Raw genomic sequence first — 13,114 nt, 5'->3', positions numbered from 1 at the left:
AAGTTTGGAGATCGATGATGAGGAAATCACTTCTTGCACTGGCTGCCGGGCTCTTGCTCGCTGGGAGCGTCAGTGCGGCCTCCGCCGCCGACAAGCTTAAAGTCGGCTTCGTTTATCTCGGTCCGATCGGAGACCTCGGCTGGACCTATCAGCACGACCTCGGTCGCCAGGCGCTGGTGAAAGAATTGGGCGACAAGATCGAGACCACTTATCTCGAGAACGTGCCCGAAGGCCCGGACTCCGAGCGCGCGATCGAGCAGCTCGTCCGCGCCGGCAACAAACTGATCTTCACCACATCGTTCGGCTACATGGATCCGACGCTGAAGGTCGCCAAGAAATATCCGAACGTGCATTTCGAGCACGCCACCGGCTACAAGCGCAACCCGAACATGTCGACCTACTCGGCGAAATGGTATCAGGGCCGCTACATTCAAGGCCTGATTGCGGCGAAGATGTCGAAGTCGGGCGTGCTCGGCTATATCGGCTCGTTCCCGATTCCGGAGGTCGTCTCCGGCATCAACGCGACGATACTGGCGGCGCAGACCATCAATCCGAACATCAAGGTCAAGATCATCTGGGCCAACACTTGGTTCGACCCAGGCAAGGAGGCCGACGCCGCCAAGGCGCTGATCGACCAGGGTGCCGACGTCATCATGCAGCACACGGATTCGCCCGCCGCCATGCAGATCGCCAGCGAACGCGGCAAGCTGGCCTTCGGCCAGGATTCCGAAATGATCCAGTTCGGGCCAAAGGCCCAGCTGACCTCGATCATCAACAACTGGGGCCCCTACTACATCGAGCGGGTCAAGGCCGAGCTCGCCGGCACCTGGAAGTCCGAGGACACTTGGGGTGGCCTCGACAGCCGCATGTTCACGATGGCGCCCTACACCAACATGCCTGACGATGTGAAAAAAATGGCCGAGGATGCCCAGACCGCGATCACCGCGGGCAAGCTGCATCCGTTCAAATGCCCGATCGTTGGGCAGGACGGCAAGCCGGTCGAATGCAAGGGCGGCGGTCACCTGGATGACGGCCAGATCCTCGGCATGAATTTCTACGTGAAAGGCATCGACGACAAGCTGCCGGGCAAGTAGCACGCTTCTTGCATTGACTAAATCACCTGCTCCTCCCGGAGGAGGTTCGGAGGGGGTGGCCAGAAGCACCCGGCACTTGTGGCTGCCCCCTCTTTCTCTATTTCGCCCGGCTATCCAGCCTGGATGGCCCGCGCCGCGGAACTGTGGCGGCGGATGAGGTCTGCCACATCGAGACCCGGGATCGCACCGTCGATCACCGCCCATTTTCCAGCCACCATCACCCGGTCGGCGCGATGCGCCCCGCACAGCACGAGCGCGGCGAGCGGATCGCCGTGGCCCGAGAAGCGCAGCTCGTCGAGCCGGAACAGCGCAAGATCGGCGGCCTTGCCGACGGCGATGTCGCCGAGTTCCGGCCGGCCCACACATGCCGCCGAGCCCTTGGTGGCCCAGCGCAGCGCATCCTTGTGGCTGACCTTCATGACGCCATAACGCGCGCGTTGCAGCAGGAACGCGGCCCGCACCTCCTGCATGAGGTTGGATCCGTCGTTGGAGGCCGAGCCGTCGACACCAATGCCGATCCCGACGCCGGCCTCTTCCATGTCGCACACCGGGCAACAGCCCGACGCGAGCAGCTGGTTGCTGCACGCACAATGGCTGACGGTCGTGCCGGCCTTGCCGAGCCGTCTCATCTCGTCCGGATTGAAGAAGATTCCATGGGCGAGCCAGGTGCGCGCATTGAGCCAACCGCATTGCTCGAGATAGTCGAGCGGACGGCAGCCATACATCTGCTGGCAGAAGCTGTTCTCGTCCTCGGTTTCGGCGAGATGGGTGTGCAGGCGCACGTCGAGCTTGTCGGCGAGATCGGCCGTGGCGCGCATCAGCGACGTCGTCACCGAGAACGGCGAGCATGGCGCGAGCGCAATCTGCACCATCGCATCCGCGCCGCGCTGGTGATGCTTGGCGACCACGCGGGCGCTATCGGCGAGAATGGTGTCCTCGTCCTGCACGACACTGTCGGGCGGCAAGCCGCCGTCGCGCTGTGACAGGTTCATCGAGCCGCGCGTGAGCAGCACGCGCACGCCGAGGCGCTTCGCCACCGCCACCTCGATATCGACGGCGTCTTCGAGTCCGGGCGGGAAGACGTAGTGGTGATCCGTCGTGGTGGTGCAGCCGGAGAGCAACAGCTCGGACATCGCCACGGTGACGCCGAGCTCGAGCGCTTCCGGCGTCAGCCTCGCCCACACCGGATAGAGCGCCTGGAGCCAGGGGAACAGCTCGCGGTCCATCGCGGCCAGCAGCGCCCGCGTCAGCGTCTGGTAGAAGTGATGATGGGTATTGATCAGGCCCGGCAGCACGACGTGTTCGCCCGCATCGAACACTGCGACATCGGCGGTTGCGGGCACACCGCCCGCCGGCACGAGCTCGACGATCCGGCCGTCCTTCACGACAATGCCGCGCTCGGCCCCGTCGGCGAGGATGGCCAGGGGATCCCTGATCCAGGTCGAACTTGCCTCAGTCATGATCCTGCTTCTCCTCGCCCACCCTGACGGCGGACCTGCAAGGCCGAGGACGATTGCGTCCTTGCTTCGACTTGTTGTTGCCACTTGGCTCCCGTCTTGCAACACTTCGCTCGGACCATTCAACCGTCGGAAGCGTTGGCGCAGCCATGGACTTGAATACCATCACAGCCGTCGCCCATCCGCAAACGCGCGCGCAGCTGCCCGTTTGGACGGCAGGTGATGCTTGGCTCGCGGGCGGCACCTGGCTGTTCTCGGAGCCGCAAACGGATCTGACGCGACTGATCGATCTCACCGATCTGAAATGGCCGGCACTTGCGATCACAGAGAGCCACCTCTCGATCGCCGCCACTTGCACCATCGCAGAGCTCGATGGACTCGCCTGCCCCTCTGATTGGCTCGCAGCGCCGCTGATCAACCAGTGCTGCCGGGCCTTCCTTGCCTCATTCAAGATCTGGAAGACCGCGACCGTCGGCGGCAATCTCTGCATGTCGCTGCCGGCGGGACCGATGATCTCGCTGACGTCGGCACTCGACGGCGTCTGCACCATCTGGAAGGCCGGCGGCGGTGAACAGAGGCTTCCGGTCACCGAATTCGTCACCGGCAACCAGCGCAATCGCCTGACGCCAGGCGACCTGCTCCGGCAGATCGACATCCCGCTTCCCGCGCTGAAGCGCCGCACGGCCTTCCGCCAGATCTCGCTGGCGCCCGTCGGCCGCTCCGCGGCGCTGCTGATCGGCAGTCTCGAAGCCGATGATACGCTGACACTCACGGTCACCGCGTCGACGGTGCGGCCGATCCAGCTGCGCTTCCGCAAAGCCCCAGACGCAGGCGCGCTGCGCGCCGCGCTCATGCAGGAGATTACCGATGATCTGTACCACACGGACATCCATGGCGCGCCACTCTGGCGCAAGCACATGACGCTGCGCCTGGCCGAGGACATTCGCGTCGAGCTGCTGGGAGCGATACCCGCATGAGCCTGGAGGTCAATGGCGAGGCATTTTCCCAGGAGCCGCGCGCCGGCCAGTGCCTGCGCACGTTCCTGCGCGAGCTCGGCCATTTCGGCGTGAAAAAGGGCTGCGATGCCGGCGACTGCGGCGCCTGCACCGTACTGCTGGACGGCGAGCCGGTGCACAGCTGCCTGATCCCGGCGTTCCGGGCCGAGGGCCGCAGCGTGACCACGATCGAAGGCCTTGACGGCGATCACGGCACGCATCCGATGCAGCAGGCCTTCCTCGATGCGCAGGGCTTTCAATGCGGGTTCTGCACCGCCGGCATGATCCTGACCTGCGCCTCGCTGAACCAGGCGCAGCGCACCGATCTCGGCACGGCGCTGAAAGGCAATATCTGCCGCTGCACCGGCTATCGGTCGATCGAGGACGCGATCCTCGGCAAGACCAATGTCGAGGCGAGCGTCGAGGCCGGCGCCGCCTTCGGCCGCAGCCTGCCCGCCCCCGCAGGCCCCGATGTGGTCCGCGGCACGGCACGCTACACCTTCGACACCGCAATCGATGGTCTGCTGCACATCAAGCTGCTGCGCTCGCCGCATGCGCACGCGAGGATCGTCGCGATCGACAAGTCGGACGCGCTGAGCATCCCCGGAGTGCACGCCGTGCTGACGCACGAGGATGCGCCGTCCGTACTGATCTCGACGGCGCGGCATGAGAAAGACTGGATGGACCCGGAGGATACCCGCGTCCTCGACGATGTCGTCCGTTTCATCGGCCAGAAGGTTGCCGCCGTCGTCGCCGAGACCGAAGCCGCCGCGGAGGCTGCGTGCCGCAAGCTGAAGGTCAGCTACGAGATCCTGCCGGCGCTGATCGATCCCGAGCAGGCGATGGCCCCGGGTTCGCCGGTCGTTCATCCCGACCGCACAGCTGCGAACCGCGTTGCCGATGCCCAGCGCAACCTGGTCGCGGAGACGCATGGCGAGTTCGGCGATGTCGCATCGGCGCTTGCAACATCTGCCGCCACCTATGAGGCTACTTTCCACAGTCACCGCGTGCAGCACGCGGCGCTCGAGACCCATGGCGGCCTCGCCTGGCTCGATGATTCCGGCGTTCTCACCGTCCGCACCTCGACGCAGGTGCCGTTCCTGACCCGGCGTGCGCTGTCGGACATCTTCCAGCTTCCCATGGACAAGGTCCGCGTGTTCTGCGAACGCGTCGGGGGCGGTTTTGGCGGCAAGCAGGAGATGTTCGTCGAGGACATCCTGGCGCTTGCCGCGCTGAAGACCGGGCGGCCGGTCAAGCTGGAGCTGACACGCGAGGAGCAGTTCATCGCGACCTCGACGCGGCATCCGATGCGGATCCACGTCAAGGCCGGCGCCGATGCGGGCGGCAAGCTTACCGCGCTTCAGCTCGACGTGCTCTCCAACACCGGCGCCTACGGCAATCATGCCGGCCCGGTGATGTTCCACGCGCTGGCGGAGTCCATCGCCGTCTACAATTGCCCGAACAAGCGGGTCGACGGCGTCGCCGTCTACACCAACACCGTGCCGGCGGGCGCGTTTCGCGGCTATGGCCTGCCGCAGGCGCTGATCGCGGTGGAAGCGGCGATCGACGAACTGGCGGGGCAGCTCGGCCTCAGTCCCTACGAGATGCGCCGGCGCAATATCGTGAGGCCCGGGGATCCCATGCTGTCGCCGCCGCCGTCCGAATATCACGACGTGCTCTACGGCTCCTACGGGCTCGACCAGTGCCTCGATCTCGTCGAGCGCGCCATGCAGGTTGATTCCCCGCAGCCGGAGCTGTCGCCGGATTGGCTGATCGGCGACGGCATCGCGCTGACCATGATCGACACCGTGCCGCCGGCCGGCCACTTCGCCGATGCGACGATCGCGCTCAACGACGACGGAGGCTTCGACCTCACCGTCGGCACGGCCGAGTTCGGCAACGGCACCAGCACCGTGCATCGCCAGATCGCGGCGACCACGCTGGCGACCACCGTCGACAAGATTCGTCTGCGCCAGTCCGACACCGCCCATGGCGGCCACGACACCGGCGCGTATGGCAGCGCCGGCACCTTCGTTGCGGGCAAGGCGACGCATGCGGCAGCCGTGCAGCTTGCGAGCGAGCTGAAGACGGCCGCCGCCGGAGCCTGGCTGTGCGATGTGGAGACTTGCGCGCTCGATGCGGACTCCGTCGTCAGCGGCGTCCGCCGCATGCCTTTTACGGAGCTGGCGAAGCTCGCCCGCGAGCGCGGCTGGCCGTTCGCAGGCAGCGGCACGTCCGGCGGCACGCCGCGATCGGTGGGGTTCAACGTGCAGGGCTTTCGCGTCGCGGTGAACAAGGCGACCGGCGAGCTCCGGATTCTCAGGAGCGTGCACGCCGCGGACGCGGGCGTCGTCGCCAATCCCATGCAGTGCCGCGGACAGGTCGAAGGCGGCGTGGCGCAGGCGCTCGGCGCTGCGCTCTACGAGGAGATGGTGATCGACGCGAGCGGGCGCGTCACCAATCCGAAATTCCGCGACTACCACCTGCCCTCTTTCGCCGACGTGCCGCGCACGGAGGTCCTCTTCGCCGAGACGTCCGACACGATCGGCCCGCTCGGCGCGAAGTCCATGAGCGAGAGCCCTTACAATCCGGTCGCCGCCGCGCTCGGCAACGCGATCGCGGACGCCACCGGCATTCGCTTTACTGCGCCGCCCTTCAAGCCGGACCGGCTGTTTCCGGCGCTCCATGACAAATTTGGCTAGATAGATGTTTCGGGGGATACATCCATGAGCAACGACGTCCATCCCGTCGACGAGGTCCTGCCGGTCCCGCGCCTGCTCGCGCTCGGGCTCCAGCACGTGCTGGTGATGTATGCCGGCGCGGTCGCGGTCCCCCTCATCATCGGCCGCGCGCTGAAGCTGCCGCCGGAGGACGTCGCCTTCCTGATCAGCGCCGACCTGTTCGCCTGCGGACTTGTGACGCTGGTCCAGTGCCTCGGCTTCCCCGGCGTCGGCATCCGCCTGCCCGTGATGATGGGCGTGACCTTTGCCTCGGTCGGCCCGATGCTGTCGATGGCGGCTTCACCGGAAATCGGCCTGCTCGGCATCTACGGCTCCGTGATCGCCGCCGGCCTGTTCGGCATCGTCGTTGCGCCGTTCGTCAGCCGGCTGCTGCCGCTGTTTCCTCCCGTCGTCACCGGCACCATCATTCTCATCATCGGCATCTCCCTGATGCGCGTCGGCATCAACTGGGCCGGCGGCGGCCTGCCGACGTTGACGAAGGTGGTCGACGGCGTTCCCGGCAGCTTTCCCAATCCAGCCTATGGGCAATTGCAGGGGCTCGGCATCTCGCTGTTCGTGCTGCTCTTCATCCTCGGCCTGATCAAATGGGGCAGCGGGTTTCTCGCCAACGTCGCCGTGCTGCTCGGCATCATCGCCGGCGCGGTGCTCGCGAGCATTCTGGGCGTGATGCATTTCGACAAGGTCGCCGCCGCCTCCTGGGGCGCACTCGTGATTCCCTTCCGCTTCGGCATGCCGCAATTCCACCTGGTGCCTGTCATCACCATGTGCATCGTCATGATCGTGGTGATGATCGAATCGCTCGGTATGTTCCTGGCGCTCGGCGAGATCACCGGCAAGGCCGTCGACCGCGAAGCCCTGAGCCGCGGCTTACGCGCCGACGGGCTCGGCACGCTGCTCGGCGGCATCTTCAACACGTTTCCCTATACCTCGTTTTCGCAGAACGTCGGCCTCGTCTCGGTCACGGCCGTGCGCTCGCGCTGGGTGACGGTGACGGCCGGCTGCATCCTGCTCGTGCTCGGGCTGTTGCCGAAGCTCGCCGCGCTGGTGGAAGCGGTGCCGCTGGTCGTGCTCGGCGGCGCCGGCCTCGTGATGTTCGGCATGGTGGCGGCCACCGGCGCACGCATCCTGGCCTCGGTCGATTTCCGCAACAACCGCTACAATCTCTTCATTGTCGCGATCTCGATCGGCTTTGGATTGATCCCGCTCGTTGCTCCGGGTTTTTTCCGCAATCTGCCGCACAATCTGCATCCGCTGCTGGAGTCCGGCATCCTGCTCTGCGCGGTCGTGTCGGTGCTGCTCAATGCCTTCTTCAACGGGTTGAGCGGTGGCGCTGCCGCGGAGGCCGACGCGGCGTCAGCCGCCGCATCGGCGCAACATGTTTAGCTGCCGCGATAGGTCGAGTAACTCCAGGGCGTGACCAGCAGCGGCACGTGGTAATGGCTTTCCGGCTCGCTGATCGCAAAGCGCAGCGGGATCTCGTCGAGAAACGGCGGATCGGACAGCGGCACGTTGCGCGCGGCGTAATATTTGGCGACGCTGAAGCGCAGCTCGTAGCGGCCGATCGGCAGCGGACGGCCGCCGATCAGCGGCTGGTCGGTGCGGCCGTCGGCATTAGTCACCGTGCGCGCGATGACGCGATTCTCGCCAAGGCTCGCGAGCTCCACGAGCTCGATCGGGATGCTAGGTGCGGGCTTGCCGATCTGGTTGTCCAGCACATGGGTCGAGAGCCGGCCGTGCACCTTCAGCCTGTCGTCGGCGGCGACCAGCTGGTCGAGCCGCAGCGCCGAGATGCGGCCGATCTCCTCGATCGCACGCCTTATCTCGGTCTTGGCGATGTTGAGCAGCCGCGCCTCGAAGTCGCGCAGCACGGAATCCTTGGTGTGACGGCGCACACAGACGATGTAGGGGAAGCCGAACTTGTCGCGGTAGGCGTTGTTGGCCCGCTCGAACGCGGAATATTCGGCATCCGACAGCCGGTCGAGCCCGGCGCTGTTCTGCTCGTCGGTCGATTCCGCGGTGAGGCCCGCGGCGCGCTGCGTCTTGTTGGCGAGATCGGGATGCGCCCGGATCAGCGCCAGCTGCACGTCAGGCTCGGCACTCTGGATCGCGGCCATCAGCGCGGCGTGCAGCTCGTTGATGCCGGCGAACGGCCGCTTTGCCGCGAGCTGCTCGGCGATCCACGGCGAATATTCGACGACGTTGGCGAGCGCCGCGACGAAGTCGGCCGTGCTTGCAGCGTTGAGATCGGCGAGTGAAATCTGCGACATCATCTCACCCGATCTCGAATGCGTCGGCGGCAAGATGGGCGTGCTTCTCGTGCCAGTGCTGCGCGATCTGAAGCCGCGTCGGCACCCAGACGCGCTCGTGCTTGCCGATATAGTCGAGGAAGCGGATCAAGCCCGCTGCGCGGCCGGGCCGGCCCGCGAGGCGGCAATGCAGACCGACCGACATCATTTTTGGCGCGGTTTCGCCTTCCGCATAGAGCGCGTCGAAGGCGTCCTTCAGATAGGTGTAGAACTGCTCGCCCTCGGCAAACCCTTGCGGGTTGATGAACCGCATGTCGTTGGCATCGAGCGTATAGGGAATGATGAGCTGCTTGCCGCTGGCGCCCTTGACCCAATAGGGCAGATCGTCGGCATAGGAGTCGCAGAGATAGAGGAAGCCGCCCTCCTCCATCAAGAGACGGTTGGTGTTGATCGAGGAGCGCCCGGTGTACCAGCCGAGCGGACGTGCGCCGGTCGCCTCGGTATGCACGCGGATGGCCTCGGCGATCTCCGCGCGCTCCTGCGCCTCGGTCATGTCCTTGTGCTCGATCCATTTCAGGCTGTGGCTGGCGATATCCCAGCCCGCCTCCTTCATCGCAGCGACAATCTCGGGATTGCGCTTGAGCGCGGTGGCGACGCCGAACACCGTGGTCGGCCAGTTCCGCTCCTTGAACATCCGCCACAGCCGCCAGAAGCCGGCGCGCGAGCCATATTCGAACATGGATTCGATGTTGGCGTGGCGCTGGCCGGGCCAGGGCTGCGCGCCGAGCACGTCGGACAGAAAGGCTTCCGAGGCGCGGTCGCCGTGCAGGATGTTGTTCTCGCCGCCTTCCTCGAAATTGACGACGAACTGCACCGCGACCCGCGCGTCACCAGGCCATTGCGGATGCGGCGGGTTGCGGCCGTAGCCGCGGAGATCGCGCGGGTAGCGGGGCTCGGTCACTCAGACTTCCTCGAAGCGGATCGGCAGCGCGCCCTTCCACAGCACGCTCTTGCCCAGCGTTGCGAGGTTCTCCAGGCCCGAGGTCAGCGTGATGAAATGGTTGCCGGCGAGCTGACCCATCTTGCTCGCGAAATGCACGCCGCCATAGGCCAGCAGGATCTCGGTTTCGCTGATGCCGCCGGGATAGAGGATGATCTGGCCGGGGGCGGGATAGCTGGTGTGGTTCTCGTAGCCGACGCCGAAGTCGAGGTCGCCGAGCGGCATCCACACGCCCTCGCCACTCCAGCGCACATGGATGATGTGGCTTTCGAACGGCAGCGCCTTGCGGAAGGCGGCGACGGTTTTGGGCGCCGCCTGCTCCTCGAAACGGGCATCGAAGGTGAAGTCGCCGGCGCGGATAACGAGTTTGCTCATCTCATCTCTCTGGATCGGGGGCGATGCGCCCACGGGGAACTTTCAGCAAAAGCACTCCCGACCGTTTCGCGCAAGTGGCGCGGGAGGCTCTCGTATAAGTTGGGGCACGCCACCCGGCGTGCCCGATCGCCTGAAAGCTGGGTGCCATTGAACCGGATTGCAGGAGGTGAGTCCACCGGCAGAATTGCCGGGCAAAGGGGCGCCGGCGCGGATGCGCTGCGTCCGGGGCACGAGAGCTGAGCGTGGTGCTGCGTTCGGAACGACGAAGATGAGGCGATGGTGCGTTCTCCGAGTAACACTGTCATTCCCCGCCTTGTACGCAATCGCGCACTGGAGCGGGGAATCCAGTACGCCGCGGCCTCTCGATTCAATCACTGGCGTCTCGGAGTACTGGATCGCCCGGTCAAGCCGGGCGATGACACCGAATGTGTGGACGCAGACGTGCGTACTCGGCCTCGCGGCTGCTTCGCCCGAGCTTTGCTTCGTCTCGCCGCCCTCATAGCCAAGAGGGCGCAGGGAAGGCCGGGTGCCGGCGGCACCCGCGGTCCGCTGCGCTAGAGCACACGCAGGAAGAACCGCACAGCAGCATACAGGTGAAGCCCAACACACGGCCTTCCCTGCGCGATGGTCGGACGGCTTATGCCGCGCTCTCCCGGGAGCCGAGTTCCCTCTGGCCTCCCTCGCTCCCGCGAAAGTCACCGGCACCGCGCCGGTTGACGCCAATGCCGCATTCGCCAGAGCTTGACCGTAGCAACGACGGCCAGGACCACACGTCTATATTTTGGCACTCGGTGAAACACGCCGAAACTACGAAAACCCTTTAAAATAAGCCGCTTTCGGTTACCCTGATCCGGGCTGTTTCAGCGGGCTTCACCAAAATAAGGGCCCGGCCCTAAAGGCTTTCAGCGACCGCACGACAAACTGAAAGCCCCGAAGCCGAGCACTTTGGTCCCAAGCCTCAGGAGCCGAAACCATATGGATACTAGCACTATCCCCTCCCCCGCCGGCAAGCGCGGCCGCAATAGCAGCGTCATTCTGACCGATCGCCTGTGCGAGAAGCGCGTCGCCAAGCGCACCAAGTTCTACGACCGCAAGTGCCCCGGCCTATACGTCAGCATCACCACCGCTGGGGTTGCGACCTTCTCCTTCAAGTTCACGGATCGGCAGACCGGCAAGCAGCGCACGGGCTGGCTGGGCGTATATAATCCCGAGACCTTCACGGTCGAGGACGCCCGCAGCAAGGTCTACGGGCTCAAGGGTATGGGCGGCGAGGCACTGACCAAGACCTTCCGCGACCAGAAGACCGCGAAGGCCAAGCGCGGCAAGACCGTCGCCGAGATCATCGACGAGCGCATCAAGTGGATGAAGACGCCGGTCAAAAAGCCGGACGCCGAGATGCGGCCCCGGTTGGAAAGCTGGGAGAACACGGCAAGTCACCTCGACCGCTTCGTCCGACCCCGGCTTGGCAAGAAGTTGGCCATGGAGGTCACCAAGCACGACATCGCCACGCTCTCGAACGACATTGTCGCCGGCAAGTTCGGCAAGCCATCGGTCAGCAATGCGCGCCATATGCGCAAGGCAGCCTCTGGCCTTTTCAACTGGGCAGCCGAAGCGGGCCGCGACTACGTGACGGCCAGCCCATGCGTCAACCTGCCCAAACTCGACCCCGAGCATCCCCGCACCCGCGTCCTCTCGGAGGACGAGATCAGGATTTTCTGGCATGGGCTGGACCGCAACGACCTGCCCTATGACCGCCGGACGCGCTTAGCTCTCAAGTTCGAGCTCGTCACCATGCTGCGGTCGCGTGAGCTGCTCGGCGCGCGGCGGGATGAGCTGTTTGACCTCGACGGCGATAATCCGCGCATGGACGTCCCCCTCAAGCGGGTCAAGAAGCGGCGGGTAATTCAGCAGCCGTTGTCTGATCTGGCAGTCGAGATCATCAAGGAAGCGCTGACCTCAGATGATCAGCAGTTCGTGTTCGAGAGCCCGATCTACAAGGGCCAGCCGATCCACCGCAAGGCAATGGCCGACGCCCTGCGCGGCACCAAGCACGAGACGAACAAGGACAAGACCAAGACCGCCGGCCTGTGCGAGCTGCTCGGCCTCAAGCCGTTCACACCACACGACCTCCGCCGGACGGCAGCGACCCTGGCTGGCGATCTCGGCTTTGACGACGCGTGGATTGCTAAGTGCCTCGACCATGCCGCCAACAAGAAGGCTGACGTCGTCGTGCCGACCGTCACGGGCAAGGTCTACAATCACTCCAAGCGGATGAAGGAAAAACGCGCGGTGTTGGATGGCGTGGCAGCCGAGTTGCGGCGGATCGTCGGCGCGCCTATATCAATGCGTAAGCGCGGCGGTGTACAGCCGGTGTCGAAAAGTGCTGACGGTGCTGGTGCTACAGGGTTTTCATTGCATGTCGGGCTGGTCCAAGCCCCTTGCGATTGAGCCCCATCAAGACCACCGTCCCTAGCCATGCAGCAGGCAAACATGGTCATCCGCACCATCCAGGCCACCACTTATGGCGGGGTCCGGCCGGTCTACGTGACCTTGCCGCGCGTCGAGCAGCTGATCGCCGAGCACCCGGAAAAGTACCTCCACGCGCCGCCGCCGTTCGAAAACCGCGACTATCGCCGGATGGGCGCCGGCACGCACGGGCCGTCGACGCAAACCATGGCGCGCCTGACGGTCGCGCCGTGAGGACTGCCGCGAACTCAACAGGCGACTTGCCGCGCTCGCGTCACGAGGCATTTGGGCTCCGCTCATCCAGCTTGTCGGTCTCTGCGCTGGCGCAACACTCGAGCGCAGAGAGAGCCACGGGTTTATTCGCGCAAACGCACAGAAACGAGGCTGTGGCTGTTCGTAACTGAACGAGCGCCTACGTTGCTCGTTGCGTGGCCACGGTCTACGGGTCAATGTTCGTCGTGCTCTCGCGCTGCAAACTATCACCCCGTAATCGACCGGTGTTTGAGGTCGCCACTTCGTGATGCCGTACATATCCCGAAGTCGATAAGGTGATGTCGCTTCGGACGTGAGCCCGAAACGGAAAAACCCTCCCGTTTGAACCGGGAGGGCCTCCGACTACGACAGTGTCAATCACCCTTGCACAGATGATGGAGAAACTATCGCCATGAGACCCTGCACCCCTGCGCCCAAACCGTCAACTCCGGAAAACCCCGATCACCCGCGAGAACGCCCTCGAACCC

The 13,114-nt window shown here is 65.0% G+C and carries 10 protein-coding genes; 6 read left to right on the top strand and 4 right to left on the bottom strand.

The genetic code is table 11. The annotated features are described in order from the left end of the window. Positions 1 to 17: 17 nt before the first annotated feature. Positions 18 to 1,094: a BMP family ABC transporter substrate-binding protein gene (locus tag I6F24_RS24665; protein ID WP_225150700.1), complete on the top strand. Its 1,077-nt coding sequence runs from the start codon at positions 18 to 20 to the stop codon at positions 1,092 to 1,094. A gap of 110 nt (positions 1,095 to 1,204) precedes the next feature. Here the strand turns inward: I6F24_RS24665 and I6F24_RS24660 are convergent, their stop codons facing one another. After that, positions 1,205 to 2,554: an 8-oxoguanine deaminase gene (locus I6F24_RS24660; RefSeq protein ID WP_225150461.1), complete on the bottom strand. Its 1,350-nt coding sequence runs from the start codon at positions 2,552 to 2,554 to the stop codon at positions 1,205 to 1,207. Positions 2,555 to 2,700: 146 nt separating this feature from the next. Between I6F24_RS24660 and I6F24_RS24655 the strand changes: the two genes are divergently transcribed. The 3 genes from I6F24_RS24655 to I6F24_RS24645 are packed head-to-tail and all read left to right on the top strand — an operon-like array spanning position 2,701 to position 7,670. Then, positions 2,701 to 3,528: an FAD binding domain-containing protein gene (locus I6F24_RS24655; RefSeq protein ID WP_225150459.1), complete on the top strand. Its 828-nt coding sequence runs from the start codon at positions 2,701 to 2,703 to the stop codon at positions 3,526 to 3,528. Continuing rightward, positions 3,525 to 6,248 carry a molybdopterin cofactor-binding domain-containing protein gene (locus tag I6F24_RS24650; RefSeq protein ID WP_225150457.1) on the top strand — a complete coding sequence of 908 codons (2,724 nt, stop codon included), beginning with the start codon at positions 3,525 to 3,527 and terminating at the stop codon, positions 6,246 to 6,248. The genes I6F24_RS24655 and I6F24_RS24650 overlap by 4 nt, the downstream gene beginning before the upstream one ends. A 24-nt stretch (positions 6,249 to 6,272) precedes the next feature. Continuing rightward, complete coding sequence (locus I6F24_RS24645) at positions 6,273 to 7,670, top strand: nucleobase:cation symporter-2 family protein (protein ID WP_036028820.1); 1,398 nt, start codon at positions 6,273 to 6,275, stop codon at positions 7,668 to 7,670. On the opposite strand, the gene uraD is transcribed toward I6F24_RS24645, so the two are convergent. The 3 genes from uraD to I6F24_RS24630 are packed head-to-tail and all read right to left on the bottom strand — an operon-like array spanning position 7,667 to position 9,908. Beyond that, on the bottom strand, positions 7,667 to 8,554 hold the full coding sequence (gene uraD / locus I6F24_RS24640; protein ID WP_057028791.1) for a 2-oxo-4-hydroxy-4-carboxy-5-ureidoimidazoline decarboxylase: 888 nt from the start codon (positions 8,552 to 8,554) through the stop codon (positions 7,667 to 7,669). The genes I6F24_RS24645 and uraD overlap by 4 nt on opposite strands. Positions 8,555 to 8,558: 4 nt before the next feature. Continuing rightward, the gene (gene puuE, locus I6F24_RS24635) at positions 8,559 to 9,494 is read right to left on the bottom strand and encodes an allantoinase PuuE (RefSeq protein ID WP_225150454.1); all 936 of its coding nucleotides are present in this window, start codon (positions 9,492 to 9,494) and stop codon (positions 8,559 to 8,561) included. After that, positions 9,495 to 9,908, bottom strand: a complete 414-nt coding sequence (locus I6F24_RS24630; protein ID WP_036045261.1) for a DUF3830 family protein — start codon at positions 9,906 to 9,908, stop codon at positions 9,495 to 9,497. A 945-nt stretch (positions 9,909 to 10,853) separates the two neighbouring features. Between I6F24_RS24630 and I6F24_RS24625 the strand changes: the two genes are divergently transcribed. Together I6F24_RS24625 and I6F24_RS24620 are read left to right on the top strand one after the other, a co-directional pair. Next, positions 10,854 to 12,356 carry a site-specific integrase gene (locus tag I6F24_RS24625; RefSeq protein WP_225150452.1) on the top strand — a complete coding sequence of 501 codons (1,503 nt, stop codon included), beginning with the start codon at positions 10,854 to 10,856 and terminating at the stop codon, positions 12,354 to 12,356. 42 nt (positions 12,357 to 12,398) lie between these two features. Then, on the top strand, positions 12,399 to 12,608 hold the full coding sequence (locus tag I6F24_RS24620) for a hypothetical protein (protein WP_225143451.1): 210 nt from the start codon (positions 12,399 to 12,401) through the stop codon (positions 12,606 to 12,608). Positions 12,609 to 13,114: the final 506 nt, after the last annotated feature.

The sequence above is a fragment of the Bradyrhizobium sp. BRP23 genome, assembly GCF_020194135.1.
In the GTDB taxonomy this organism is placed as follows: Bacteria; Pseudomonadota; Alphaproteobacteria; order Rhizobiales; family Xanthobacteraceae; genus Bradyrhizobium; species Bradyrhizobium yuanmingense.
The sequence above is the reverse complement of the archived record's forward strand: the minus strand, read 5'-3'. Positions and strand labels throughout refer to the sequence as shown.